At 68.6% G+C, this 24,266-nt stretch carries 26 protein-coding genes; 10 read left to right on the forward strand and 16 right to left on the reverse strand.

Features of this window, described 5'->3' with window-relative positions:
* Positions 1-8 precede the first annotated feature (8 nt).
* Together MA875_RS13940 and MA875_RS13945 are read left to right on the forward strand one after the other, a co-directional pair.
* Positions 9-1,601 (forward strand): sodium-dependent transporter, encoded by a 1,593-nt coding sequence (locus tag MA875_RS13940; RefSeq protein WP_248242867.1) that lies wholly within the window; start codon positions 9-11, stop codon positions 1,599-1,601.
* Positions 1,598-1,765: a methionine/alanine import family NSS transporter small subunit gene (locus tag MA875_RS13945; protein WP_248242868.1), complete on the forward strand. Its 168-nt coding sequence runs from the start codon at positions 1,598-1,600 to the stop codon at positions 1,763-1,765. Before MA875_RS13940 ends, MA875_RS13945 begins: the two co-directional genes overlap by 4 nt.
* Here MA875_RS13945 and MA875_RS13950 read toward each other — a convergent pair.
* Genes MA875_RS13950 through MA875_RS13965 form a run of 4 tightly spaced genes read right to left on the reverse strand, consistent with a single transcriptional unit; the run spans position 1,726 to position 6,008 of the window.
* Positions 1,726-3,006 (reverse strand): DUF6716 putative glycosyltransferase, encoded by a 1,281-nt coding sequence (locus MA875_RS13950; protein ID WP_248242869.1) that lies wholly within the window; start codon positions 3,004-3,006, stop codon positions 1,726-1,728. The genes MA875_RS13945 and MA875_RS13950 overlap by 40 nt on opposite strands.
* 7 nt (positions 3,007-3,013) lie before the next feature.
* Positions 3,014-3,886, reverse strand: a complete 873-nt coding sequence (locus MA875_RS13955; RefSeq protein WP_248242870.1) for an N-acetylneuraminate synthase family protein — start codon at positions 3,884-3,886, stop codon at positions 3,014-3,016.
* Positions 3,883-5,082 (reverse strand): acylneuraminate cytidylyltransferase, encoded by a 1,200-nt coding sequence (locus MA875_RS13960; protein WP_248242871.1) that lies wholly within the window; start codon positions 5,080-5,082, stop codon positions 3,883-3,885. Before MA875_RS13960 ends, MA875_RS13955 begins: the two co-directional genes overlap by 4 nt.
* Positions 5,079-6,008 carry a hypothetical protein gene (locus tag MA875_RS13965; RefSeq protein ID WP_248242872.1) on the reverse strand — a complete coding sequence of 310 codons (930 nt, stop codon included), beginning with the start codon at positions 6,006-6,008 and terminating at the stop codon, positions 5,079-5,081. Before MA875_RS13965 ends, MA875_RS13960 begins: the two co-directional genes overlap by 4 nt.
* Positions 6,009-6,163: 155 nt before the next feature.
* Between MA875_RS13965 and MA875_RS13970 the strand changes: the two genes are divergently transcribed.
* The 3 genes from MA875_RS13970 (at position 6,164) to MA875_RS13980 (ending at position 8,437) form a co-directional block, all read left to right on the forward strand.
* Positions 6,164-6,721 (forward strand): hypothetical protein, encoded by a 558-nt coding sequence (locus MA875_RS13970; protein WP_248242873.1) that lies wholly within the window; start codon positions 6,164-6,166, stop codon positions 6,719-6,721.
* Positions 6,722-6,813: 92 nt separating this feature from the next.
* Positions 6,814-7,476 carry a hypothetical protein gene (locus tag MA875_RS13975; protein ID WP_248242874.1) on the forward strand — a complete coding sequence of 221 codons (663 nt, stop codon included), beginning with the start codon at positions 6,814-6,816 and terminating at the stop codon, positions 7,474-7,476.
* A gap of 31 nt (positions 7,477-7,507) precedes the next feature.
* Positions 7,508-8,437: a 5'-3' exonuclease gene (locus MA875_RS13980; protein WP_248242875.1), complete on the forward strand. Its 930-nt coding sequence runs from the start codon at positions 7,508-7,510 to the stop codon at positions 8,435-8,437.
* On the opposite strand, the gene MA875_RS13985 is transcribed toward MA875_RS13980, so the two are convergent.
* From MA875_RS13985 to trpD, 7 genes are all read right to left on the reverse strand, one after another.
* Positions 8,434-8,799, reverse strand: a complete 366-nt coding sequence (locus tag MA875_RS13985; RefSeq protein ID WP_248242876.1) for a DUF6226 family protein — start codon at positions 8,797-8,799, stop codon at positions 8,434-8,436. The genes MA875_RS13980 and MA875_RS13985 overlap by 4 nt on opposite strands.
* Positions 8,735-9,169, reverse strand: coding sequence for a hypothetical protein (locus tag MA875_RS13990; protein WP_248242877.1), 435 nt, complete (start codon positions 9,167-9,169; stop codon positions 8,735-8,737). The genes MA875_RS13985 and MA875_RS13990 overlap by 65 nt, the downstream gene beginning before the upstream one ends.
* A 28-nt stretch (positions 9,170-9,197) precedes the next feature.
* Positions 9,198-10,601: a DUF222 domain-containing protein gene (locus MA875_RS13995; protein ID WP_248242878.1), complete on the reverse strand. Its 1,404-nt coding sequence runs from the start codon at positions 10,599-10,601 to the stop codon at positions 9,198-9,200.
* A gap of 123 nt (positions 10,602-10,724) precedes the next feature.
* Positions 10,725-11,249, reverse strand: coding sequence for a hypothetical protein (locus tag MA875_RS14000; RefSeq protein ID WP_248242879.1), 525 nt, complete (start codon positions 11,247-11,249; stop codon positions 10,725-10,727).
* On the reverse strand, positions 11,246-12,583 hold the full coding sequence (locus tag MA875_RS14005; RefSeq protein ID WP_248242880.1) for an MFS transporter: 1,338 nt from the start codon (positions 12,581-12,583) through the stop codon (positions 11,246-11,248). The genes MA875_RS14000 and MA875_RS14005 overlap by 4 nt, the downstream gene beginning before the upstream one ends.
* On the reverse strand, positions 12,538-13,533 hold the full coding sequence (locus MA875_RS14010) for a PHP domain-containing protein (protein WP_248242950.1): 996 nt from the start codon (positions 13,531-13,533) through the stop codon (positions 12,538-12,540). The genes MA875_RS14005 and MA875_RS14010 overlap by 46 nt, the downstream gene beginning before the upstream one ends.
* Positions 13,530-14,594, reverse strand: a complete 1,065-nt coding sequence (gene trpD / locus MA875_RS14015; protein WP_248242881.1) for an anthranilate phosphoribosyltransferase — start codon at positions 14,592-14,594, stop codon at positions 13,530-13,532. Before trpD ends, MA875_RS14010 begins: the two co-directional genes overlap by 4 nt.
* A 146-nt stretch (positions 14,595-14,740) precedes the next feature.
* On the opposite strand from trpD, the gene ctaE reads away from it, so the two are divergent.
* The 5 genes from ctaE to MA875_RS14040 all read left to right on the forward strand — a co-directional run bounded on the left by ctaE (position 14,741) and on the right by MA875_RS14040 (position 19,722).
* Positions 14,741-15,385 (forward strand): aa3-type cytochrome oxidase subunit III, encoded by a 645-nt coding sequence (gene ctaE, locus MA875_RS14020; RefSeq protein ID WP_248242882.1) that lies wholly within the window; start codon positions 14,741-14,743, stop codon positions 15,383-15,385.
* Between the two features lie 20 nt (positions 15,386-15,405).
* Entirely contained in the window at positions 15,406-16,206 is an 801-nt protein-coding gene (gene qcrC, locus MA875_RS14025) for a cytochrome bc1 complex diheme cytochrome c subunit (RefSeq protein ID WP_248242951.1), read from the forward strand.
* Between the two features lie 29 nt (positions 16,207-16,235).
* The gene (gene qcrA, locus MA875_RS14030) at positions 16,236-17,315 is read left to right on the forward strand and encodes a cytochrome bc1 complex Rieske iron-sulfur subunit (protein WP_179559394.1); all 1,080 of its coding nucleotides are present in this window, start codon (positions 16,236-16,238) and stop codon (positions 17,313-17,315) included.
* A gap of 44 nt (positions 17,316-17,359) precedes the next feature.
* The gene (gene qcrB, locus MA875_RS14035; RefSeq protein ID WP_248242952.1) at positions 17,360-19,156 is read left to right on the forward strand and encodes a cytochrome bc1 complex cytochrome b subunit; all 1,797 of its coding nucleotides are present in this window, start codon (positions 17,360-17,362) and stop codon (positions 19,154-19,156) included.
* A gap of 140 nt (positions 19,157-19,296) precedes the next feature.
* Positions 19,297-19,722 carry a rhodanese-like domain-containing protein gene (locus MA875_RS14040; protein WP_248242883.1) on the forward strand — a complete coding sequence of 142 codons (426 nt, stop codon included), beginning with the start codon at positions 19,297-19,299 and terminating at the stop codon, positions 19,720-19,722.
* A gap of 27 nt (positions 19,723-19,749) precedes the next feature.
* Here the strand turns inward: MA875_RS14040 and MA875_RS14045 are convergent, their stop codons facing one another.
* From MA875_RS14045 to erpA, 5 genes are all read right to left on the reverse strand, one after another.
* Positions 19,750-20,550, reverse strand: coding sequence for a PP2C family protein-serine/threonine phosphatase (locus MA875_RS14045; RefSeq protein ID WP_248242884.1), 801 nt, complete (start codon positions 20,548-20,550; stop codon positions 19,750-19,752).
* Positions 20,551-20,552: 2 nt separating this feature from the next.
* The gene (ctaF, locus tag MA875_RS14050) at positions 20,553-20,993 is read right to left on the reverse strand and encodes an aa3-type cytochrome oxidase subunit IV (protein ID WP_248242885.1); all 441 of its coding nucleotides are present in this window, start codon (positions 20,991-20,993) and stop codon (positions 20,553-20,555) included.
* Positions 20,994-22,757: an aa3-type cytochrome oxidase subunit I gene (gene ctaD / locus MA875_RS14055; protein ID WP_248242886.1), complete on the reverse strand. Its 1,764-nt coding sequence runs from the start codon at positions 22,755-22,757 to the stop codon at positions 20,994-20,996.
* 2 nt (positions 22,758-22,759) lie between these two features.
* On the reverse strand, positions 22,760-23,689 hold the full coding sequence (gene ctaC, locus MA875_RS14060; RefSeq protein ID WP_248242887.1) for an aa3-type cytochrome oxidase subunit II: 930 nt from the start codon (positions 23,687-23,689) through the stop codon (positions 22,760-22,762).
* A gap of 156 nt (positions 23,690-23,845) precedes the next feature.
* A complete protein-coding gene (gene erpA / locus MA875_RS14065; RefSeq protein WP_124293033.1) occupies positions 23,846-24,208 on the reverse strand; it encodes an iron-sulfur cluster insertion protein ErpA in 363 nt (120 codons plus the stop codon).
* Positions 24,209-24,266: the final 58 nt, after the last annotated feature.

The raw sequence follows: 24,266 nt of genomic DNA on the forward strand, positions 1-24,266 counted from the left end.
GGACGACAGTGACGAAGAACGCGCCCGCCCCTTCGGGAGCGACCCGGCCCCGCGAGCAGTGGACAGGACAGGTCGGCTTCATCCTCTCGGCCATCGGCTCCGCCGTCGGTCTCGGGAACATCTGGCGCTTCCCGGGAGTCGCGTACGAGAACGGCGGCGGCGCGTTCCTCATCCCCTATCTGGTGGCGCTTCTCACCGCCGGAATCCCGATCCTCTTCCTCGACTACGCCCTGGGGCACCGGTTCCGCGGCGCCGCTCCCACCGCGTTCCGCCGGATCGGCCGATCCCTCGGCCGGTTCACCGAGTCGCTCGGATGGTTCCAGGTGGCGATCGCGTTCGTCATCGGCCTCTACTACACAGCCGTGATCGCGTGGGCGCTGAGCTACTTCGTCTTCTCGTTCGACCTGCGCTGGGGTGACGATCCCGCGACCTTCTTCCAGGCGGACTACCTGCAGGTCGGCGACCCGGGTCTGAGTCTGGAGTTCGTGCCCGGGGTGCTCATTCCGCTTGCGCTGGTGTGGATCGCCGCGATCCTCGTCCTCGCCGCGGGCGTGGCCAAGGGTCTGCAGCGGGCGAACGTCATCTTCCTGCCGATCCTCGTCATCGCCTTCCTGGTGCTCGTCGTCCGCGCCCTCTTCCTCGATGGTGCCGCCGAGGGGCTGAACGCCCTGTTCACCCCGAACTGGGCGGCCCTCGGCGATCCGAACGTGTGGATCGCCGCATACAGCCAGATCTTCTTCTCGCTGTCGGTCGCCTTCGGCATCATGATCACCTACGCCTCCTACCGGCGTCGGCGGTCGAACCTCACCTCCCCGGGCCTGGTCGTGGCTTTCGCCAACTCGTCGTTCGAGATCCTCGCCGGGATCGGCGTCTTCGCCACGCTCGGGTTCTTCGCCTTCCAGCAGGGCATCCAGGTCGCCGAACTCGAGGGCTTGACCGGCGTGGGACTGTCGTTCATCACGTTCCCGGCGATCGTGTCGCAGATGCCCGGCGGACCGCTGTTCGGAGCTCTGTTCTTCGGCTCGCTCACGCTTGCGGGCTTCACCTCTCTCATCTCTGTGCTCCAGGTGGTGTCGGCGGCGTTCCAGGAGAAGTTCCGGCTGACCCCGCGCGTGGCGGCCGCGATCGTCGGCTCGGTCTCGGCCGTGCTGTCGATCCTGCTGTTCTCGACCACGACCGGGCTCCTCGCCCTCGACGTCACCGACCAGTACGCCAACAACGTCGGGATCGTCGCCTCGGCGGTGCTGACCACCATCGTGGTCATCTGGGTGCTGCGCGGGGGTCCCGAACTGCGGTACCACCTGAACGCCGTTTCCACCTTCCAGGTCGGGCGCGTCTGGGTGGTGCTCGTGGGCGTACTGGCGCCGATCGTCCTCGCCTACATGCTCATCCAGCGCATCGTGGTGCTGATCGTCGAGGGGTACGGCGGGCTCCCGGAGTGGTACCTGCTGGTGTTCGGCTGGGGCACCATCGCCTTCATCGTCGTCGCCGCCGTGGTGATGTCGGCGCTGAAGTGGCGAGACTCGCCGGATGATTTCCGGGCATGGCCGCCGTTCCCGCCGGAAGGTGCGTCCGCGACGCGGAAGGAGGATGCGCGATGACCGGTCTCGCCATCACGTTCCTGATCCTGTCGATCGTGATCGTCTGGGGCGGGCTGCTCGTGAGCATCCTGTTCCTGCGCGCGCGGCCCGAGCCGGCCGACTACCCGCCGGGCGGGACCGACGATCACCGCGAGGACGACGCGCTGGCCGAGCGCGACACCTGACGCCGGCCGCGGACACGCTGCGCGGCGCGGACCACGGTGCGCGCGGGCACCCCGACGGCCAGCGCCCACCAACCGGCCCGTGAGCGGTCGAGGGGGCCGAGCACGGTCTTCCGCTCCCACGCCATCCTCAGGCGACCCCCGCGTCCGGTCGGCAGCGCGGGCTTGACCAACAGCCCCCGCCGGCGAAGGCCCATCGATCGCTCGACGGCCGCGGTCCAGTCATCCTCCTCGGGGTCGTGAAGGTAGTTCTCCCGCCGCCAGGATTCGTGAGGGAGCCGGAACCGACCCGCGAGCAGGTCATCCTCCCCGCCGAGGACGCCGCTTCCTTCAAAGACGACGTTGATGAGCGCGGGTGACACGCCGAACGTGTCGAGGGCGAGGACCGGGATGCCGCGGGCGATGGCCTCGATCGCCGCCGTCGAGCTGATGGTGACCAGGCCCGCAGCCCGGTCCAGAGCGGCCTGCATGGGCTCGGTCGAGAGCACGAGGTTCTCCGGCAGCCGACCGAGCGCGTGCAGGAGTTCGGGATAGGAGTCGCGCTCGAGGTGGGTCTGATGCTCGCCCGCGGCGGCGCGGAGCTTCACCACGACGCGTCGCTCGGGGTCGACGAGCGCCAGGCGACGGAGGATGCCGGCCACCCGCGCGCGTTCGACCCGTTCGCGGGGGACGACGGCCTGGGCGGCGAAGACGATGTCGCTCGCGCCGGGCGCGGGACCGCGATGACCCGTCCGCGCGGCAGCCGCCGCGAACGGAAGGCTGGCCAGGGCGAAGCGGTGACCGATGCCGGTGGCCGCCGCGAGCGCGGCGAAGTCCGCACGCTCACGATGGGAATGCACGACGAAGAGGTCGGCGCCCTGGCGGTAGAACAGTGCCTTCCGGGTGGCGGGGATCGAGATGCCGGGAAGGCCCGTTACGATCACCGGCCGATCCCGCAGACCCGCGAGCTGCCTGATGAGCACCCGGGCCAGCGGACCGCGCGCGCCGACGACCACGACGTCGGGTGGATCGTCGCTGAGGCTCCGGCCCAGTTCGGAGAGCGTGACCCGGGCGACCGCCCGCTCCGGGAGACCACTTGTCGCCAGGGCCGCGCCCAGCTGCTCATCCGACACCGCCAGGGGTGTCTGAAGGACCCGCATCGCGCGATCCCACGCGGTCGGAGCGGTTCCCACGAGCGCCGCGGTCCACTTCACGTACGAATCGGTGTCGGCGATGCCGACGATCCGGATGGTCCTCGCCGTCACGGCGCCGTCACGTCGTGACGCGGCGGAGCTTGGCCAGTGGCCCCTGCTCGCTGTCGTAGACGCGCTTGACGCCGTCGCCGAGGGCGGCCTCGATGATCCGGATGTCGCGCACGAGGTGCTGCAGACCCGCGGGTTCGAGCGAGGCGGCGTGGTCGGAGCCCCACATGGTGCGGTCGAGCGTGATGTGGCGTTCGACCGCGACGGCGCCGAGGGCGACCGCGGCGAGGGAGACCTGAAGGCCCCGTTCGTGGCCGGAGTAGCCCACCGGGACCCCCGGGAAGCGATCGCGCAGAGCGGGGATCATCCGCAGGTTGGCCTCCTCGGGTTCCATCGGGTACGTCGAAGTGGCATGCAGCAGAACGAGGTCGTCCGTGCCGAGGATCTCGACGGCGGAGGTGATCTGCGCCATCGTCGACATCCCCGTTGAGAGGATCACCGGCTTGCCGGTGTCGCGGAGCGCCCCGAGCAGTGCTCGGTCGGTCAGGCACGCCGAGGCGACCTTGTGCGCGGCGACGCCGAGGTCTTCCAGGAACGCCACGCTCGGCACGTCCCAGGGCGAGGCGAACCACTCCAGCCCCCGCAGGATGGCGTGGTCGGAGATCTCGATGTACTGGTCTCGGTCGAACTCGACGCGGCGGCGGTAGTCGAGGTAGCTCATGGTGCCCCAGGGCGTTTCGCGCGGGATGTCGCGCATGTGCTCGGGAGTGGAGATCTCGGGCGTGCGCTTCTGGAACTTCACCGCGTCGACGCCCGCATCCGCGGCGACGTCGATGAGGCGCTTGGCGATCTCGACGTCGCCGTTGTGGTTCAGACCGATCTCGCCGATGAGGTAGGCGGGGTGTCCGCCGCCGATGACGCGGGAGCCGATGGTGACGGTCATGGGGTGGTCCTGTTCTCGTGGAGGGAGGGAAGCGGTCTCGGACCGCGACGTGCGCGGAGCACGCGCTCAGCCAGTTCGCGCACGGCCCCGTCGCCGCCGTGGCGATCCAGGACGACACGTGCGGCGCTCAGGACGACCGGGTCGGCGTCGCCGACGGCGACTGGCCAGCCCACGATGTCCATCGCCGCGACGTCGTTGACGTCGTTGCCGAGATAGGCGATCCGCGACAGGGAAATGCACGCGGCATCCGCCCACGCCCGAAGCGTCGCGGCCTTGTCGTCGACCCCCTGGAGGACCTCGACGCGGAGCTTCTGCCCCCGGACGCCCACCACCGGATTCCGCTCCGTCGAGAGGATCAGGACGGGGATGTCGGCGGCGCGCAGACGTGCGACACCCATGCCGTCGGAGCGGCTCACCCGGACGGCTTCCACTCCGGTCTCGGTGACGGTGACGGTGTCGTCGGTGTGCACCCCGTCGAAGTCGGTGACGACGGCGTCGACGTCGATCGGCTCGGGAACGTCGATGAGCGGAGCGAGCGCGCGGGCGACCTCGAGTTCGGCGAACGAGTCGATCTCGATGGCGGTGCGCTCGGGGACCGCGGCGATACCGATGCTGCCGAAGAATCGGTGCCCGAGGGCGCGGAAGCCGGTGGCGCGGAGCACGTAGAACGCGCCTGTTTCGAGGTAGTGCGGTTCGCGGTCCTGCCGCCGCGGGCGGTGGTCTGCGCGATGGTTGATGGCCTCCGCACATCCGCCGGTGCCCTTGCGCCAGAGGAACCCGTACGTCTCGATTGCGGAGAACACGCTGTCTCGTCGACGCTGCTGCACGACCCGTATCGCTCCGGCGAGCGCGTCGCTGTCGATGAACGGCGAGGTGGCCTGGAGGAACGCCACGACGCCGACGGCGATCTCGCGCGCCTCGAGGTCGTCCAGAGCGTGAAGGAGCGCCGATTCCGAGCTCGCGGTGTCGCCCGAGAGGTGGTCGGGACGACGGATGACCTCGGCTCCCCACTCGGCGGCGACCGCGGCGATCTCGTCGTCGTCAGTGGAGACGCAGACACGGTCGATCAGATCGCACCGTCGCGCCGCCTGGATCGCGCGGCCGATGAGCGGGATGCCGCCGACGCGGCGGAGATTCTTCCGCGGCACCCCCTTCGAGCCGCCGCGCGCGGGGATGATCGCGACCACCTCGCTCATCGCTCGGCTCCCGTCCGGGTGTGGGCAGTCGGCACCGGCTCGCCGTTGATGGTCGACCCGCTGCCGGCGAGGACGAGGCGGAGTGTGGTGGAGGTCGTGGAGGGAAGGGTGTGCAGCGCGAGGGGGCGGGTCGAGCCGGCGAGCACCAGCTCGACCGGGACGGATGCTGCGGCGACCGTGATGCCCGGAAGGCGGCGGACGGCGCCGAGCTGTTCGGCGGTCTCACGCCGATGCGGGAGGTAGGTCGTCCGCGCGCCGCCGGGGTGACCGGCGACGTCGGCGACCCACGCGAGGTAGGCGTCACGCGTCATCCGTCCATCGATCGGGCGGGCGCTTCCGAGGATGACGCGGGTGCCCAGGTCGGCGGGCGCGGGGGCGGTCGCACGCGTCCAGGCGAACCGGTGCTGCTCGACGGCGAATCCCCGGGCGGAGAGCGCGAGCATCCGGTCCTCGCCGAGATCGAATGCCGTGAAGAGGTGCGCAGAGCCGGAGCGGGCGCGGCGCGCGATCGCTTCCGCAGCGAACGGCGCGAGGGTCTTCGAAAGGCCCTTCTCCGTCACGTGCGGACGCGCGTACGGGCGGCGCTGGAGGAGAGTGTCGGCGAAGGGCACGGCTATCGCGCCGTCATCGAGGAAGGTGAGGGTGCGCGGGCGCAGGATGGCGGCGGCCAGCCGGAACTGTCCGGAGAATCCGTCGCCGACGAGCCAGTGCGGATGCTGCGCCAGCAGCGTCCACGGGATGCCGAGGTAGGGCGCCATCTCGCCGAAACGGGCGCCGCGTGCGAGGAGAAGATCGGCCGTCTCCGACATCTGCGGCGTCAGGCGGCCGGCGACGGGGACGGTGGTGCGGTGTGCGGCGGCCCACTCGGCAGCGCCGAGGAGTTGCAGGGGCGACTCCACCCATGCCAGCACCGCGTCCCGGTCCATGTCGCCTCCCCGAGCGTCCAGCGTCCGGCGGTCGGGTGAACGGCGAGGACCCCGTCGGGAGTCGGCCGGGCGACCGGGGGGTGAACGTCCGGTGCCGATCCCGGGGGTGTGGATAACTCGCGGAGGCGGTCGGGGTCGCCGTTACCGTGGTGAGCGTGAGAAGTCGGTTCGGATCAGCGGTGCACCGCGGGCTGCTGTGCGCCGCCGGTGCAGTGTTCACGGTGGCCCTCGTGGCGGGGTGCACACCCCAGCCCGAGCCGGATGCGTCTCAGCAGCCTTTCGCGACAGAGGAGGAGGCGTTCGCCGCCGCCGAAGAGACGTATCGCAACTACGTCGATGCCCTCAACGATGTCGATTTGAGCGACCCCGAGACCTTCGAGCCGGTGTACGAGTGGACGACCGGCGACCTGAATGCGAGCGATCGCGAAGGCCTAAGTCAGTACCACGCGACAGGCGCGCAGGTGAGCGGTGAATCCACGCCAGTCTTGATCGAGCCGGCTGATGTGAATGCATCTGAGGGACGTGTGGACCTAGCCGTCTGCTTGGACGTGTCGGCTGTCAACGTTCAAAGCACCGATGGATCGTCTCTGGTAGACCCGAACCGCGTGCCTATCCAAAGCCTCGCGGTGAGCCTTACCTCCGCTTCGGACTCGGAAACCGGGCTCAAGGTGGCATCTATCTCCGGTCGAGATGGTGAACCCACGTGTCGATAGTCCTGTCGACTGCGGTCGCCGCGTCCCTACTCTTCGTCGCAGCCCCGACTATCAGCCAATGCAACGATGTCGGGACCTGGACATCCACATGCGTGGAGAACACGGGAACCGAGGTCAACGTCGGCGCGAGCACGGGCTCGGGCGGGGGCGGGTCGCAGAACACCGGGGGCGCGCGCGGCGGATCCGAGTCCGCCGGCCCGACGGCGCCGGCCGAACCCCAGTGCGTCGTCGAGCTGCGTCGCTGCGACATCGATTACCAGGTCGAGGCGCCGCCCGAGGTGACGATCGAGGATCTCGCCTCATTCCGGCCCGCGGTGCCGCAGCTGGGCGGCGAACCCGCCGGTTTCGGCGTGGTCGGGATGCCGACGAACGTCTATGCCGCAGCGTCAGCGCAGGAGATCCCCGGACAGATCCTCGGCTGGGATGTGATGGTCCGGTTCGAGCCCGCGACCTACGTGTTCTCCTACGGAGACGGCACCACCGTGCGATCGCCGTCGGGCGGATCGTCCTGGTCCGCGCTCGGTCAGCCGCAGTTCACCCCGACCGCGACCAGTCACGTCTATTCCGAGCGCGGGATCTACCCCGTCTCGGTGACCGTGGAGTACACCGCCGCCGTCACGTTCGGATCGATCTGGCGCGACGTTCCCGGAGTCGTCACGGCGTCGGCCGGCGGATACGCGGTCGACGTCCGCGAGGTCCGAACGGCTCTCGTCGATCGCACCTGCGCGGAAGACCCCGCCGGCCCGGGCTGCTGATCCGATGCGGTGAGCGTGACAGGATGTGCCCATGCCGGATCGCCTGATGCTGCTCGACTCCGCGTCCCTGTACTTCCGGGCGTTCTACGGGGTACCCGACACGGTGAAGGCTGCCGATGGCACACCGGTGAACGCGGTGCGCGGATTCCTCGACATCATCGCGAAGCTCGTGACGACCTATGAACCGTCGCGACTGATCGCCTGCTGGGACGACGATTGGCGGCCTCAGTGGCGGGTTGACCTCATCCCCTCCTACAAGGCGCATCGCGTGGCGGAGATCGTCGCCGGCGGACTCGACGTCGAGGTGGTGCCCGATCCTCTCGAGGTGCAGGTGCCCATGATCCGGGAGACCCTCGACGCACTGCGGATTCCGATCGCCGGGGCGACCGACTACGAAGCGGATGACGTCATCGGCACTCTCGCCACGACGGCGACCGCCCCGGTGGACATCGTCACCGGTGACCGGGATCTGTTCCAGCTGGTGGACGATGAGCGGGACGTGCGGGTCATCTACACGGCGCGGGGCATGAGCAACCTCGAGGTGATCACCGGCGACGTCGTGGTGAAGAAGTACGGCGTGCGGCCCGATCAGTACGCGGATTTCGCGACCCTGCGCGGCGACACCTCGGACGGTCTCCCCGGTGTCAGTGGCGTCGGGGAGAAGACCGCGGCCAGTCTGCTGTCGCAGCACGACGACCTCGCGGGCATCATTGCGGCCGCCGAGGCCGGCGAGGGCATGTCGGCGGGCCTGCGATCGAAGATCCTTGCAGCTCTCCCCTACCTCGAGGTGGCGCCGCGTGTCGTCGGCGTGGCGCGCGATCTCGATCTCACTGTGACCGGTGACGACCTGACTCCCCTCGATCCGCCTGCGACCGAGGCCGCGCGCGAACTCGCCGAGCGCTGGGCGCTGGGGGGCTCGATGGATCGAATTCTCACCGCGATCGGCGTCGCGGGCCCCTAGCTCACCGTTACACCACCGTCGAGGCGGTCGGCCAGGTAAACCACGGTCCGGAGAGGTTCTCGAGGGCGGCCAGGGCCATCTGAACGTCTTCTCGTGACATACCCTGCGCTCGGACTCCCCCCGGATGAACGGCCGTCCGGCGACTCGAGCGCGAAAGCGAGCCAGGGGTCTTTCTCCCGAAAAGAGATCGCTTCCCGGTAGTGACCCGTCACCACCGCATGCACCAGGCGTTCGAGTCCATCGGCCTCGTGTTCCCACGTCGAGTCGCAGGCATCACAGCCACACACCGGGTACGCATCACCCGGGAGTCCTGTCCTCCGGTGCGGCCGCGCCGAGGATGGACCTCGTGATCCCTCGCTCATCGAGATGGCCGAGGATGCGCGCAACGAAGTCGCCGACGTGCGGTGATCCCGACGCCGTCAGGCCCTCACCGCTCACCAGCGCAGCGGTGAGTGCGTTCCTCACCTCGGTCCGGCCGACGTCGCGAGGCACTGCGAACGCGAGGACATCGAAGTCCCGCTCGTCATAACCCGGGATGCTCGCGCGGATTCGGCCGACATCGGGCTCGTCGCTGGTGAGGTGCAGGTATGCCCGCAGCTCGGGATCGAACGCCGTGCCACCGACGTATGCCACTGCTTCCGCGACGACGTCGACCCAGACGTATATCCAGGAGCCGGACGGTTGCACGCTTCCCGCGCGGACGCGGATCTCGCGTGCGCCGTCAATGCTCATCGGCTCACGCTACCGAACGCGACGGTTGTCAGAAGGGCGCGGGGGTGTCGTCGGATGGTCGAAACGAGACCATGACGGTCGGCGGCGGCGGCGTGTCGGTGTAGACGCGTCCGAGGGGAGAGGTCCACTCCAGGATTCCGCCGTGAAGCTGGCGGACTTCCCATCTCGTGTGATGCTTCAGGCTGTGGTGGCGTCTGCAGAGGTGCGCCTGGTTGCAGGTGCTGGTCTCGCCGCCGTGGTGGTGGTCGTCGGTGTGGTCGCAGTCGCATCTGATGGCGGGCATGATGCATCCCGGAAAACGGCAGGTGCGGTCTCGGGCCTTCAAGAGCCGGTCCATCGGTTTGGGCCGTCGGTAGGTGTCCACGGCCACGACGGCTCCGGTGACGGGGTGGGTGAGAACCCGTTCCCACTCGTTCGCCGGCGATCCCGCCATCTCGCGGGCGGTCTCGGGGTCGACGGGGCTCTTGCCGACCAGATCGGCGGCGTCGTCATCGGCCCCGAGCAGCGTGGTGGCCGCGACGACGACCTGCACGCGCCCGCGGATCCCGCCGAGGATTCCGGGGCCGTCGCCAGCGGCGGTCGGGTCGCCGTCCGGGACCCCCGACACGAGAAGCTGCCCCAGGATGTCGGCACGGATCTGATCGAGGGTTCGCGTGTCGGATGCGATCAGCTCCAGCTCCTCCCGGCGTTCCCGCACCTCGTCGGGCATGCCGCGAATCTCCTGGCCGAGTCCGTCGCCCCATTCCTTCCGCAGCGTCTTCAGTTCCCGTTTCGACGCCTCACGGTGGTCGATGATGGTGCGCGCCATCTCGGTGATCCGGTCGAGGCTCCCCGCGGCGACCACGGTGGGGAGGATCGAGACCATCTCGCTCATCCCGTCCGGCAGCGGCAGGAGCCGCACCGTCCGGGCCTCGCGGGCGCGCCGGTGCCGGGTTCCCATCGACTCCGGCATCGCCTTCTCGGCCAGCAGTTGCAGGGCCTGTCGGGCCCGCCCGGGGGTGGTCGCCTCGCACTCGACCAGCGCGGTCTCCTCGAATCGTGCGCGCGCCTCCGGCGGCAACCCCGCCCCGAGATCCGTGATCACCGTGACATGCCCCGGGCCGATACGGCCCGCCTCCCACGCCTCCAATGTCGCGGGATAGTCCTCCGCCACCACCCTCGCCCGGCCGATCCGGGCCTGCACGGTGCGGTCGGAGACGCGCAGCACCCCGCCGATCTCGGCCGCGTACGAACGGAGCAGCATGTCGTGATCCCGCACATTCTGGGGCGATGACGCCGTCAGTCGCTGCGCCAGCTGCCCGACCCCCGCGAGATACCGCGACTGTTCCGCCTGCGCCGCAGCGATCAGCTTCGTCGTGCGCTCGATACCGGCGACGAGGGCGACGAGTTCGTCATCACCTTCGAATACTTCGGGTGTCACTGTCGAAGACATGTTCCCATGATGTCAGTGGCCTCCGACATCGCTCCCTTGTCTTCACTCGGCACCACAAACCGGTGACCCGTCGTGTGGAGGCCCACCTGTGCAGGAAACGACGCGCCTCACGAACTTCGCCACCTACTGCGCCGGCAGACAGCCCCCGTCGAGAATGAGCCCGCCGACCTCGATCTGCACCGTCTGCAGGGAGATCTCTCCGTAGAAGCATCCACCGGCCACGCCCATCGCCCCGAAGAGCAGACCGCTCGCGTCGCCGCGGGTCTGCACGTCCGTCAACCCCGCCTCCCTCAGCGTCGCGACGACCGACTCCGGTGTGACGGCACCGTCGCTTCGCAGCGAGTCCAGCGCCACGACGACCTCGGGAAGAAGCTCGCGGTTCGCCGCGACCGCGTCGTCCGAGAGCGGCATCCGCTCCCGGTAGCCGTCGTTGGCGGCCATGGCGGCGTCGGGATCGTACGGAGCGCACTCGGGCGGCAGCTCGACTCCGGGCACGGCAGGACATGCCGCCGTCGGTGTCGGACTCCCCTCCCCGGATCGGCCCGCGACATCCTCTCCCCCGCCGGCGCACCCGGCGACGGCGGTCATCACGCACCCCAGGACGACCGCGAGCACGGCGGCGTCAGCCGAACGTCGATGCCGCGTCATCCCCGCCCGCCCCTCGCCCCTCCCCGACCGCTCCGCATGGAGGCGACGCTAGCCCCGATCAGCGCCGCGGAATAGACCCCGACCAGGGCGAGGACGAGCACGAGCGCCGGCGTCCAGCTGCCGGTGACGTCGTGCAGCAGTCCGAACAGCGGCCCGCCGGTCGCGGCCACGACGTACCCGCCGCCCTGCACGAGGGCGGACAGGCCCGCCGCCTCGCTGTCGCTGCGCGCCACGGCGACGAGGACGGAGAAGATCACGACGAACCCTCCGGCGTGGCCGATCGCGCCGATGGCCAGCCACAGCCCCATCAGCTCGGGCGCGGCGAGCAACCCGATGCCGAGCACGACCCACGACACGCAGATGACCACCGGAGGAACCAGCCGCGGAGTCCACCGGGCCAGGAACGGCACCACGAACGCGCCGGCGATCCCGGCCCCCTGGTAGATGGAGGCGAGCACACCGGCCGTCCCCTGCCCGACACCGAGCTCGTCCGAGGCGATGGCCGGCATCCACGTGGACAGGCCGTAGTAGAGGAAGCTCTGCAGACCGAAAGACGCCACGAGCAGCCATGTCACCGGCCGACGCATCATCGACCGTTCCTCGCGGCGCGACGCCACGACCGGCAGCGGACCGGTGATGGTTGCGGGGTCGATGTCGAGAGCGGATGCCGCGCCGGCGCCCTCACGCGGAGGCGCGCCGTCTCCCGAGTACCGCTCCGCGTCCTCGCCGCGGCGGCGCGACCGCGCCAGATGCGCTCCCCACAGCACGATCCCGGCGATCGTGATGAACGACCAGGCAAGCAGCGCCAGGGGCCAGCCGATGAGCGACGCCAGCGGCGCGGTCAAGGAGGAGGTCAGGAGCGAACCGACGTTCATGGTCGCCGCATAGGCGGCCGTGACCACCGCGACCCGTGCGGGCGGGACATCGCGACGGATGATCACGGGGATCACGACGTTCCCGATGGTGATGGACGCCCCGATCACCACCATCCCGGCGAGCATGAACCCGAAGTCGGGGATCGAGCGGATCACGGTGCCCAGGAGCACGCCCGACAGCGAGACGAGCAGCGCCATCTCGGCACCCGTCCGACGGACGAAGATCGCCGCGAGCGGGGTGAGGAGCGCGAACATCAGCACCGGCGCGGTGGTGAGGAGCCCGGCGGTCGCGCCGGTGATGCCGAGGTCCGCCTCGATGTCGCGCAGCACCGGCGTCGGCGAGACGATGGGGCCGCGCAGGCTCAGCGCGGCGGTGAGGACGCCGGCGATGACGAACCAGGGGAACGCGCGTTTCACCGCCGCGAGCCCGTCCACTCCCGGAGCTTCTCCAACGGCCACGTGGTCACGATCCGCTCGGCGGGCACCCCGGCCTTCTCCGCACGCTCCGCGCCGTAGTCCAGCAGCGACAGCTGTCCCGGCGCGTGGGCGTCGGAGTCGATCGAGAACAGGCAGCCGGCATCGAGAGCGAGCGCGATGAGGTCATCGGGCGGATCCTGGCGCTCGGGGCGGGAGTTGATCTCCACCGCGACCCGGTGCTGCGCGCAGGCGTCGAACACGGCGCGCGGGTCGAACTCCGACGGCGGACGCGTTCCCCGCGATCCCTCGACCAGCCGTCCGGTGACGTGTCCGAGCACGTCCACCCGGCCGCTGGAGACGGCCGCGACCATGCGCCGGGTCATCGGCCCGCGGTCCATCCGCAGATGGGAATGCACCGATGCGACGACCACGTCGAGCTCGCGGAGCAGGTCGGTCTCCTGATCTAGTCCCCCGTCGTCGAGGATGTCGACCTCGATGCCGGTGAGGACGGTGACACCCTCCGGCGGGAGGGCACGGACGACGGCGAGCTGTTCGCGCAGCCGCTGCGCCGACAGCCCGTTCGCCACCCGCAGGCGCGGGGAGTGATCGGTCAGCGCGAAGTATTCGTGCCCGAGGTCGTTCGCGGCGGCGACCATCAGATCGATCGAGGTCAACCCGTCCGACCACTCGCTGTGGGCGTGGAGATCGCCCCGCAGGAGCGGTCGGAGCAGCGACGCCCGCTCTCCCCCGGCCTTGGCGCGAAGGTCGGTCAAGTACTGCGGAACCTTCCCGGCGAGAGCCTCCTGGATCACCGCGAAGGTGGAGTCGCCGATCCCCTTCCGGCGTTTCAGCGCGGCCGTGTCGCGCAGCTGGGCCTCATCGAGATCGGCGATGGCGTCGGCCGCGGCGCGAAAGGCCTTGGACTTATAACGCGACGACCGCTCCCGCTCGAGAAGTCGCGCGATCTCCGTCAGCGCCTCGTGGGGGTTCATGCCCCCGCGAGCGCCTGGGAGGTCGTGACCCATTCGTCGAGCTTGCGGGCGGCCGCACCGTCGTCGATCGTCGCGGCAGCGACATCCCGGGCCTCGGCCAGCCGCTCCAGGATCGGCCGCCCCGCCTGTCCCGGGTCGCGGAAGAGCCGGTAGGCGACGATGCCCGCGGCGGCGTTGAGCTCCACGATGTCGCGGACCGGTCCGCTCTCGCCGTCGAAGACGCGGCGCACGATGGCGGCGTTGTGCTCGGGTTCCCCTCCAAGCAGATCGTCGATGTCGGCGAGCGGGATGCCGAGATCGCGGGGATCGAGGTCATGCTCGTGGATGTCGCCGAGACTGATCTCCCACAGTCGACTGTGGCCGGTGGTGGTTAGCTCGTCCAGCCCGTCGTCCCCGCGGAAGACCAGGGCCGTCGCGCCCCTGGTGCGGAAGACGCCGGTGATGAGGGGCACGCGGTCGAGGGATGCCACCCCCACCGCGTTCGCCTCGGCGCGGGCGGGGTTGCACAGCGGCCCGAGGAAGTTGAACACCGTGGGAACGCCCAGCTCCCGTCGCACGGGGCCGGCGTGCCGGAACCCGGGGTGGAACGCCGTCGCGAACGCGAAGGTGATGCCCGCCCGCGAGAGGCTCTCCGCCACGGCGGCCGGGTCGAGGGTCAGATCGATCCCGAGAGCCGAGAGCACGTCCGACGAGCCCGAGGACGAGCTCGCCGCCTTGTTGCCGTGCTTCACGACCGGGATCCCGGATGCCGCGGCGACGACGGCCGCCATGGTGGAGACGTTCACGGTGCCGAACCTGTCGCCGCCCGTGCCGACGATGTCGAGCACGTCGGCGGGGACCGGAAGGGGCACGGCGGCCTCGAGGATCGCGTCGCGGAACCCGACGATCTCGTCGACCGTCTCGCCCTTCGCACGCAGGGCGGTGAGGAACCCGCCGATCTGCGCGGGGGTCGCTTCGCCCCGCATGATCCGACGCATCGCCCACGTGGATTCGGACACACTGAGGTCACGTCGATCCAACAGGCTCGTCAGCACGCCCGGCCACGAAAAGAGCTCCGCCATGGCCCTCAGCCTACTGTCGAGCCCCGCCCGGGCATTTCGTTGGCTTTTGTGAGGTTAACCTCAGCGATCCTGAAGCCGACGGATTGGTTCGACGGTGAGAAATCGACCTCATCTGTTGGGCGATCGACGGCCCGATCTCAGACATAATGGGGAGCGTGACGACCACCCCTGCCACCCACTCCCAGGCCATGCGGTCCGTCAAGCGACCCGATCCGGTCGCCGTCGGAACGATCGTATGGCTCGGTTCGGAGGTGATGTTCTTCGCGGGACTGTTCGCGATCTACTTCACCCTCCGCAGCACCTCGCCCGAGCTCTGGGCCGAGCGCACCGAGCTGCTGAACGTCCCGTATGCGACCGTCAACACGATCATCCTGGTGCTGTCATCGGTGACATGCCAGATGGGCGTCTTCGCCGCCGAGCGCGCGCAGCCCTACACGGTGAAGTCGAACCGCTTCTGGAACCGCTGGGGCATGGTCGAGTGGTTCTGGCTCACCTTCGCGCTGGGCGCGATCTTCGTGTCGGGCCAGGTGTGGGAGTACGCCCAGCTCGTCTACGAAGGCATGTCGATCGACGCTGATTCCTATGCGTCGGCCTTCTACCTCACGACCGGGTTCCACGCCCTGCACGTCACGGGTGGTCTCATCGCCTTCCTCCTCGTCATCGGGCGCGCGTACGCGGTCCGCAACTTCGGACGCAAGGAAGAGACGTCGGCGATCGTGGTGTCGTACTACTGGCACTTCGTCGACGTCGTGTGGATCGCCCTCTTCCTCGTCATCTACTTCCTCAAGTGAGAGCGGAGCTGAACCCCGACATGGCACGCAAGAAATCCCGCCGCGCGACCGGTCGCCGCAGCCCCTGGGCCGCCGCAGCCCTCATCGGCATCGGCCTGCTGATCACCGGCGGCGTCTACGCCGGCGCCTCCGCAGCCGTCGCCGCCACCGACGACGGTGGCACGACCCAGGAGCTCACGGTCGAGGACGGCGAGGTGCTGTTCCAGGCGAACTGCGCGACCTGCCACGGCCTCAACCTGCAGGGCTCCGAGGCCGGCCCGTCGCTCTACGGTGTGGGCGAGCTGTCGGTCCACTTCCAGGTCAGCACCGGACGCATGCCGCTGCAGGCGCAGGGCCCGCAGGCTCCGCGGAAGCCGGTGCAGTTCACCGAGGCGCAGACCCAGGCTCTCGCCGAGTACGTGCAGTCGGTCGCCCCCGGCCCGGAGTTCCCGGCGGATGAGGTTCTCGACGGCGAGGGCGACGCGTCTCGCGGCGGGGAGCTCTTCCGCATCAACTGCGCGATGTGCCACAACGTGGCCGGCGCCGGTGGTGCGCTGACCGAGGGCAAGTACGCTCCGGCTCTGGACGGAACGTCTCCTCTGAATATCTACGCCGCGATGGTGACCGGCCCGCAGAACATGCCGGTGTTCAACAACATGAACCTCTCCCTCGAGGAGAAGCGGGACATCATCACCTACCTGCTCTACATACAGGAAAACCGGTCCCCCGGTGGGTTCGAGCTCGGTTCGCTGGGCCCGGTCTCCGAGGGTCTGTTCATCTGGATCTTCGGCATCGGTTCGCTGATCGCCATCACCGTGTGGGTCACGGCGAAATCCAACTGACCCGTCACGACACAGCAACGAGGAGCACCATGGCACACGAGGACGACGCGCTCGCCCACGAGAGGGCTTCCTGGCAGCCCTCGAGCGGTCTCGCCGTGGCCGTCAAGGATCCGGTGAAGGCACCGGCTCTGCCGCCCCACCGCGAGCGGATGACGGACAAGGACCCCGCCGCGATGAAGCGGGCGGTCCGCACGGTCTACACCCTTTTCTACCTGTCGGTCGCCGGCAGCATCGCAGCGATCGTGGCGTACTTCGCGTTCCCGATCGAGAGCGGTCGCCTCACCGACATCCGGTACAACAACCTCTTCATCGGTCTCGGGATCGCGCTGGCGCTCCTGGCCATCGGCATCGCCGCGATCCACTGGTCCAAGGCGATCATGGCCGACAAGGAGCACATCGAGCCCCGGCACGCCACCCGCGGCAAGGACACCACGCGCGCCGCAGTCGTGGAGTCGTTCCGTACCGCGAACGAGGAGTCCGGTTTCGGTCGCCGCGCGCTGATCCGCAACGGTCTGTTCGCCGCGCTGGTCGCCTCGATCCTCCCCGGCATCACGCTGTTCCGCGGCCTCGCCCCGTTCAACTCGACTGAGAACCCCATTGCCGGAAACCCCGTCGCGCTCCTCGAGCACACGATGTGGGAGGAGGGCATGCGCCTGGCGCTCGACCCCACCGGGGAGCCCATCCGCGCCGCCGACGTCACCCTCGGCTCCGCCTTCCACGTCATCCCCGAGCCGCTCGCCGAGCTCTCCCACGAGGAGGGCTACCTCGAGGAGAAGGCCAAGGCGATCGTCCTCCTCATGCGCCTGCGCCCCGAGGACCTCCCGGCCGAGACCAACCGCCTGGACTGGACCTACGACGGAATCGTCGCATACTCCAAGGTCTGCACGCACGTCGGCTGCCCCGTGGCTCTCTACGAGCAGCTGACCCACCACCTGCTGTGCCCCTGCCACCAGTCGCAGTTCGACGTGGCCAACGGCGCTCGGGTGATCTTCGGCCCGGCCGCACGGCCGCTGCCGCAGCTACCGATCACGGTGGACGACGAGGGCTATCTCGTGGCCCAGAGTGACTTCACCGAACCCGTTGGCCCGAGCTTCTGGGAGCGCCGATGAGCACCGGGAACCACCCCACAGAGAACGTGACCCTCGAGCCGGCCATGACGGACGGAACGCAGGGCACGACAGACGGCAAGCCGCTCGGAGGCCGATTCGTCGGCTGGGCGGCCAACTACGTCGATGAGCGCACGAGCGTCTCCGGCCTCGTCAAGGAGCTCGGTCGCAAGATCTTCCCCGACCACTGGTCGTTCATGCTCGGCGAGATCGCGCTGTGGAGCTTCGTCGTCGTCCTCATCTCGGGGACGTTCCTGACGTTCTTCTTCGACGCGTCCATGGTCGAGACCCACTACACCGGGTCGTGGCTGCCGATGCGCGGCATCGAGATGTCGGCGGCCATGGCCTCGACCCTCGAGATCTCGTTCGACATCCGCGGCGGCCTCCTGGTCCGCCAGATCCACCACTGGGCGGCGCTGGTGTTCATCGCGGGCATCGGTGTGCACATGCTCCGGGTGTTCTTCACCGGCGCGTTCCGCAAGCCCCGTGAGCTGAACTGGGTCATCGGCTTCGTGCTGTTCGTCCTGGCGATGGGTGAGGGCTTCACCGGCTACTCGCTCCCCGACGACGTGCTCTCCGGCAATGGCCTCCGCATCATCGACGGCATGATCAAGGGCATCCCCCTGATCGGCACGTGGACCTCGTTCCTGCTGTTCGGCGGAGAGTTCCCGGGCACCGCCATCGTGGGCCGCCTCTACGCGCTGCACATCCTGCTGCTGCCCGCGATCCTTGTGGCCCTGCTCGTGGCGCACCTGATGCTCATGATCATCAACAAGCACACGCAGTTCGCCGGCCCCGGCCGCACGAACGACAACGTCGTGGGCTACCCGATGATGCCGGTCTACATGTCCAAGATGGGCGGCTTCTTCTTCATCACCTTCGGTGTGATCGTGCTCGTCGCGTCGCTGTTCACGATCAACCCGATCTGGAACTACGGCCCCTACGACCCGTCACCGGTGTCGGCGGGTACGCAGCCCGACTGGTACATCGGCTTCGCCGACGGGATGCTGCGACTGATCCCGCCGCACCTGGAGACGGTCTTCCTCGACCGCACCTGGTCGTGGAACATCATCATCCCGATCACGATCCTCGGCCTCTTCCTCGTCGTCGTCGCGCTCTACCCCTTCATCGAGGCGTGGATCACCGGCGACAAGCGCGAGCACCACATCGCCCAGCGTCCCCGCAACGCCGCCACCCGCACCGCCATCGGCGCGGCCGGCGTGACGTTCTACGCGGTGATGTGGGCGGCGGCGTCGTCCGACCTGATCGCGACCCACTTCTGGCTGACCATGGAGGGTGTCATCCACACCCTGCAGGTGGCACTGATCCTCGGGCCGATCATCGCCTACTTCGTCACCAAGCGCATCTGCATCGCACTGCAGAAGAAGGACCGCGAGATCCTGCTGCACGGCTACGAGTCGGGCCGCATCGTGCGCCTCCCCGGTGGCGAGTACATCGAGGTTCACCAGCCGGTCGACGAGTACGAGCGCTGGAAGCTCATCGAGACGGACGTGTACGAGCCCCTGGTCGTGCGACCGAACGCGAAGGGCCGCATCCCGTGGCACCAGAACGTCCGCGCGTCGATCTCGCGGTGGTTCTTCGAGGACCGCCTCACTCCGCTCACGCAGACGGAACTGGATGCGGCGCTGGAGCACCAGCACCACACCCTCGACCACGTCGCCAGCGAGAAGGACGCCGAGCTCCAGGGCGCCCACGAGCGCGCGGGCGTCCCGGACGCGCCGCACGTGCCGATCGACGACGGCAGCCGCTCCGAGACGGCCGTCCGTCCCTCCAACGTCATCGTCGCCGAGGAGACCCGACCGCCCCAGGGCCATAAGGACTGATCGGTTCTCGTAGGAAGGGTCCTGCACTCCCCGGGGGTGCAGGGCCCTTCTCGTTGCCACCGGTATGAACGGCAGGAATCCATCCGTCGCTGGCCGTCCCGCAGATCGTCAGAGCGCCGTACGGCCCGTACCGTGGACTCATGATCGACGCTGCCTCGTACTTCGCCGCCAAGCTCGCCTACGAGACCGACGCCTCCGACGTCTACGCCGCCCAACGCGCCGGAGAGGACGTCATCCTCCTCGACGTCCGCAGCGACGAGGCGTGGCGGCAGGGCCGGATCACCGGTGCCCGGCACCTCCCCTATCGCGACATCCCCACGCGCGCGCCTCGAGAGCTCGCCGGAGCCGCGGAGGTCGTCGTCTACTGCTGGAGCCCCGGCTGCAACGCGGGAACGAAGGCCGCAGCCGCGTTGGCCGAGCTCGGGTTCGCGGTGCGGGAGATGATCGGCGGCTACGAGTACTGGGTGAGAGAGGGACAGCCCACGGAGAACGACGAGGGCCCGCTCCCACGCACCTTCGACCCCCAGGTCATGGTCGTGCGGTCGAAGACCGATCACGCCGTCTGACGGGCGCTGAGCGCGCCGCAGGCAGGATCAGCCGGCCGCCAGGTCGCCGAGCGGACCGTCGAGGGCGAAACGGCGTGCTGCCGCCCCCACGAAGATCGGTGCCTGGCGTGCCGACGCCTCACCGACGACGACGTCCGTGACGACCACGGTCACGTTGTCGGCGGCGCCGGCGTCCAGGGCGAGGCTGACGAGCTGCGACGCCGCACCCTCGCGATCCTCCTGCCGGAGGGCCTCCCGCACCGCCTCATCGTCGACGTAGTCCGTGAGGCCGTCGCTGCACAGCAGCCACCGGTCGTCGCGGTGCGGCTCGACCCACGTCACCAACGGCAGGTCTTCGGGACCGCCCGACATCGAGGCGGTGATCAGGTTGCGGTGCGGGTGGGTCATGACATCCTCGGCCCGCACGTGGCCACCGTCGACGAGCGCCTGAACGAACGAGTCGTCGCGCGTCATGCGGGTCATCGTCCCCGATCGCAGGGAGTAGGCGCGCGAGTCGCCGATGTGCGCGAGGAGGAGCCGATCGCGATGACCGAGGAAGAGGCCGGTGAACGTCGTCGCCATACCCGCCAGGCGGGGATCGCGGTGCGCGTGCGCTGCGATGTCCCAGTTGGCCAGCAGCGTCCGCTCCGTGAGCATTTCCGCGTCGGGTGACTGGTGCCACCCGGCGACGAGGCGGTGGACGAAGGCGGCGGAGGCCAGATCACCCGCCGGGCCGCCCCCGACGCCGTCGGCGACCCCCGCTCCCCAGGGCGCGGCGAACGCCGAATCCTGGTTGCTCGGACGCGGCCCCGATGCCGAGGCAGCTGCCGACTCCAGTCGGAACGCCACTGTCAGCGGGCGAAGTATCCGCGGTAGTACTCGTAGACCCAGCCGACGATCGCGACGGCGAAGACCCCGAGGCCGATGGGCACCATCCACGCTCCGACGGCGAGTCCGATGAACGCGAGCCCGGCGGAGAAGGCGAGGACGATCGGCCACCACGACCACGGGCTGAACTCGCCCATCTCGGGATCGCCGTCATCGATGTCGGCCGTCAGCACGTCTTCAGGGAGTTCGCCGCCCTGCGCGACATGGACCCGCTGGATGTAGAACGCGATGAGGGCGGCCATGAACGCGGTGAACAGCAGCGCGACGGAGCCGACCCATTCGATGGCCGAGAACCACGGAACCTCGGCGGTCGTGTACGCGATGATGTTCCACACCGTGTAGAACGCGAAGACCAGCAAGAAGAAGCCGCTGAGCAGCCACCAGAGTCCGACGTTGGTACGCACTTACTTGACCTCTCCCTGTGCCAGGTCGACCACGGGCGTGTCCGGGGCGTCCTTGGCCGGCCCCACACCGACGGGCAGGCCCGCCTCCGGGTGGTTCAGGTCGAACGCCGGACGCTCGCTGCGAATCCGCGGGATCGAGGTGAAGTTGTGTCGCGGCGGCGGGCAGGACGTCGCCCACTCGAGCGAGGCGCCGTAGCCCCACGGGTCGTTGACGGTGACCTTCGGCGCCTTGCGCGCGGTGATCCAGACGTTGAACAGGAACGGGATCATCGACGCGCCGAGGATCATCGCACCCACGGTGGAGACCTGGTTCTGCCAGGTCCACCCGTCAGCGGCGGAGTAGTCGGCGTAGCGGCGGACCATGCCGTCCACGCCCAGCCAGTGCTGGATGAGGAAGGTCATGTGGAAGCCGATGAACAGAAGCCAGAAGTGGATCATGCCCAGGCGCTCGTTCAACATGCGTCCCGTCCACTTCGGCCACCAGAAGTAGAAGCCCGCGAACATCGCGAAGACGACGGTTCCGAAGACCACGTAGTGGAAGTGGGCCACGACGAAGTAGGAGTCGGAGAGGGCGAAGTCCAGGGGCGGCGACGAGAGGATGACGCCGGTCAGACCGCCGAAGACGAACGAGACCAGGAAGCCCAGCGCGAACACCATCGGCGTCTCGAAGGTGACCGACCCGCGCCACATGGTGCCGATCCAGTTGAAGATCTTCACGCCCGTGGGGACGGCGATCAGCATCGTCATCAGCGCGAAGAACGGTAGGAGCACGCCGCCGGTGACGTACATGTGGTGCGCCCACACCGCCACCGAAAGCGCCGCGATGGCGATGGTCGCGTAGACGAGCGTCTTGTAACCGAAGATCGGCTTCCGGCTGAAGACCGGGAACACCTCGGAGACGATGCCGAAGAACGGCAGCGCGATGATGTAGACCTCGGGGTGGCCGAAGAACCAGAACAGGTGCTGCCACAGCAGCACGCCGCCGTTCTCGGGATCGTAGATGTGCGAGCCGAAGATGCGATCCGATCCGGCGGCGAGGATCGCCGCGGCGAGGACCGGGAAGGCCATCAGGATGAGGATGCTGGTGACGAGGGTGTTCCAGGTGAAGATCGGCATGCGCCACATCGTCATGCCCGGGGCGCGCATGGTGATGATGGTCGTGATGAAGTTCACCGCACCCAGGATCGTGCCGAAACCGCTCATACCGAGGCCGAGCATCCACAGGTTCCCGCCGACACCTGGTGAGAAGGTCTCACTCGCCAACGGCTGATAGGCGAACCAGCCGAACGAGGCCGCACCGGCCGGCGTCAGGAAGCCCGAGACCGCGATCAGCGAACCGAACAGGAACAGCCAGAACGCGAAGGCGTTCAGGCGAGGGAAGGCGACGTCAGGGGCGCCGATCTGCAGGGGCAGGATGGCGTTGGCGAAGCCGGCGAAAAGCGGCGTCGCGAACATCAGGAGCATCACGGTGCCGTGCATCGTGAACAGCTGGTTGTACTGCTCCTTGGTCGGGACGACCTGCATGCCGGGCTCGAACAGCTCGGCGCGAATGATGAGGGCCATCACGCCGGCGAACATGAAGAACACCACCGATGCGATCAGGTACATGTACCCGATCGTCTTGTGGTCAGTGGAGGTGATCCACTTGACGACGATGTTGCCCTTCTGCTCGACGCGGGACGAGCTCAGCAGGGCGGCCTGCCGCGGCGGCAGCGTCGAGGAGCGGCCGGGTGTGGATTCCTGCGGTGGCAGTGTCGTCGCCATGATCAGCCCTGATTCTCCGTGATGGGTCCCCCGCCGGGGGTTGTTTCGTCATCCGGGCTCACCCCGGTGCCCGGCAGGTTTTGCAGCCGGTCGTAAGCGTCGGTGATGTCACCGGTCTGGCCGCGGTCGCGGAGCGAGTCCAGGTACTGCTCGTACTCGGCTTCGCTGACCACCTCCACGTTGAACAGCATCGCCGAGTGGTACTCGCCGCAGAGTTCGGCGCACTTGCCCGCGTATGTGCCCTCGCGGGTCGGCGTGAAGGACCATTCGTTGTCCTTGCCGATGTACATGTCCTTCTTGTAGAGGAAGTCGATGATCCAGAAGCTGTGGATGACGTCGCGGGCCTCGAGATCGATCTTCACGGTCTGGTTCACGGGGAGGTACAGAGTGGGCAGCGCGGCCTGGTCGTAGTCGCCGCGGGCGTCGGGCTCGGCCTGCACGCCCATGCTCCACACGGCGTCGGAGTTGTCCTCCTCCTCGCCGTTGTACTGGAAGTCCCACGCCCACTGCTTGCCGATCGCGGTGATCGAGACGTCGGGGTCTTCGTACTGGGTCTCGATGATCGCCTGGTCGCGGGCCGTGAAGGCGAAGAATCCGACGACGAGGATCAGCGGCACGATCGTGTAGAAGATCTCGATCGGCATGTTGTAACGCAGCTGCACCGGAAGACCGGTCTGGCCCTTGCGTCGACGGTAGGCGATCGCCGCCCACCCCATGAGACCCCAGGTCACGACACCCACCGCGAGGAGGACGATCCAGGAGTTGACCCACAGACCCGAGACGAGTTCGGTCCGGTTGGTGGCCGGCGTACCCTCCTCGACGAAGCCGGGCAGGTACCCGTTCAACTCGGTCGGAGTGCATCCCGCGAGCACGAGGGCCGCGGCGATCCCGACCGGGACGAACGCCCAGCGGAGACGGCGTTTCGAGGGCACGTGCGCACCTTTCCGTTCAGTGTGTTTCCGTGGCCAGTCTAGGGCAACCTCTGGGCGCGTTCTGGCCTGACGCCCAGGTTGTTCGACCGTTCGGACACGCCCGCCGTCGACCTCGACGGCGAGGCGTCGAGGTCGGGCGCAGCGGTCACGATCGGGTCAGTGGAAGCTGTCGCCGCAGGCGCAGCTGCCGGCGGCGTTCGGATTGTCGATCGTGAAGCCCTGCTCGGAGATCGTGTCCTTGAAGTCGATCGTGGCGCCGTCGAGATACGGGACGCTCATGTCGTCGACGATGACCTCGACGCCGTCGAAGTCGACGGTCTTGTCACCCTCGAGAAGACGCTCGTCGAAATAGAGCTGGTAGATCAGGCCGCTGCATCCGCCCGGCTGGACGGCGACGCGCAGCCGAAGGTCGTCACGACCTTCCTGGTCGAGCAGGTTCTTCACCTTCAGCGCGGCGGCATCGGTGAGAAGCACGCCGTGTGCGCGCGCGGTGTCGGTGGACAGAGCGGTGTCGGTCATTACAGATCCTCCGGGTGCGGTGCGCGAGACAGGGCTCGGTGCAACCGATTCTACGCCC

Origin of the sequence: Microbacterium kunmingense (assembly GCF_023155745.1) — a bacterium.
Lineage (GTDB): Bacteria > Actinomycetota > Actinomycetes > Actinomycetales > Microbacteriaceae > Microbacterium > Microbacterium kunmingense.

Bases quoted from the DNA above. Each gene is read 5' to 3' on its own strand.
- MA875_RS13945 (WP_248242868.1), top strand. From the start codon at position 1,598: ATGACCGGTCTCGCCATCACGTTCCTGATCCTGTCGATCGTGATCGTC.
- MA875_RS13955 (WP_248242870.1), bottom strand. From the start codon at position 3,886: ATGACCGTCACCATCGGCTCCCGCGTCATCGGCGGCGGACACCCCGCC.
- MA875_RS13960 (WP_248242871.1), bottom strand. From the start codon at position 5,082: ATGAGCGAGGTGGTCGCGATCATCCCCGCGCGCGGCGGCTCGAAGGGG.
- MA875_RS13965 (WP_248242872.1), bottom strand. From the start codon at position 6,008: ATGGACCGGGACGCGGTGCTGGCATGGGTGGAGTCGCCCCTGCAACTC.
- MA875_RS13980 (WP_248242875.1), top strand. From the start codon at position 7,508: ATGCCGGATCGCCTGATGCTGCTCGACTCCGCGTCCCTGTACTTCCGG.
- MA875_RS13985 (WP_248242876.1), bottom strand. From the start codon at position 8,799: ATGAGCGAGGGATCACGAGGTCCATCCTCGGCGCGGCCGCACCGGAGG.
- MA875_RS13990 (WP_248242877.1), bottom strand. From the start codon at position 9,169: ATGAGCATTGACGGCGCACGCGAGATCCGCGTCCGCGCGGGAAGCGTG.
- MA875_RS13995 (WP_248242878.1), bottom strand. From the start codon at position 10,601: ATGTCTTCGACAGTGACACCCGAAGTATTCGAAGGTGATGACGAACTC.
- MA875_RS14000 (WP_248242879.1), bottom strand. From the start codon at position 11,249: ATGACGCGGCATCGACGTTCGGCTGACGCCGCCGTGCTCGCGGTCGTC.
- MA875_RS14010 (WP_248242950.1), bottom strand. From the start codon at position 13,533: ATGAACCCCCACGAGGCGCTGACGGAGATCGCGCGACTTCTCGAGCGG.
- trpD (WP_248242881.1), bottom strand. From the start codon at position 14,594: ATGGCGGAGCTCTTTTCGTGGCCGGGCGTGCTGACGAGCCTGTTGGAT.
- ctaE (WP_248242882.1), top strand. From the start codon at position 14,741: ATGGGGAGCGTGACGACCACCCCTGCCACCCACTCCCAGGCCATGCGG.
- qcrC (WP_248242951.1), top strand. From the start codon at position 15,406: ATGGCACGCAAGAAATCCCGCCGCGCGACCGGTCGCCGCAGCCCCTGG.
- qcrA (WP_179559394.1), top strand. From the start codon at position 16,236: ATGGCACACGAGGACGACGCGCTCGCCCACGAGAGGGCTTCCTGGCAG.
- qcrB (WP_248242952.1), top strand. From the start codon at position 17,360: ATGACGGACGGAACGCAGGGCACGACAGACGGCAAGCCGCTCGGAGGC.
- MA875_RS14040 (WP_248242883.1), top strand. From the start codon at position 19,297: ATGATCGACGCTGCCTCGTACTTCGCCGCCAAGCTCGCCTACGAGACC.
- ctaD (WP_248242886.1), bottom strand. From the start codon at position 22,757: ATGGCGACGACACTGCCACCGCAGGAATCCACACCCGGCCGCTCCTCG.
- erpA (WP_124293033.1), bottom strand. From the start codon at position 24,208: ATGACCGACACCGCTCTGTCCACCGACACCGCGCGCGCACACGGCGTG.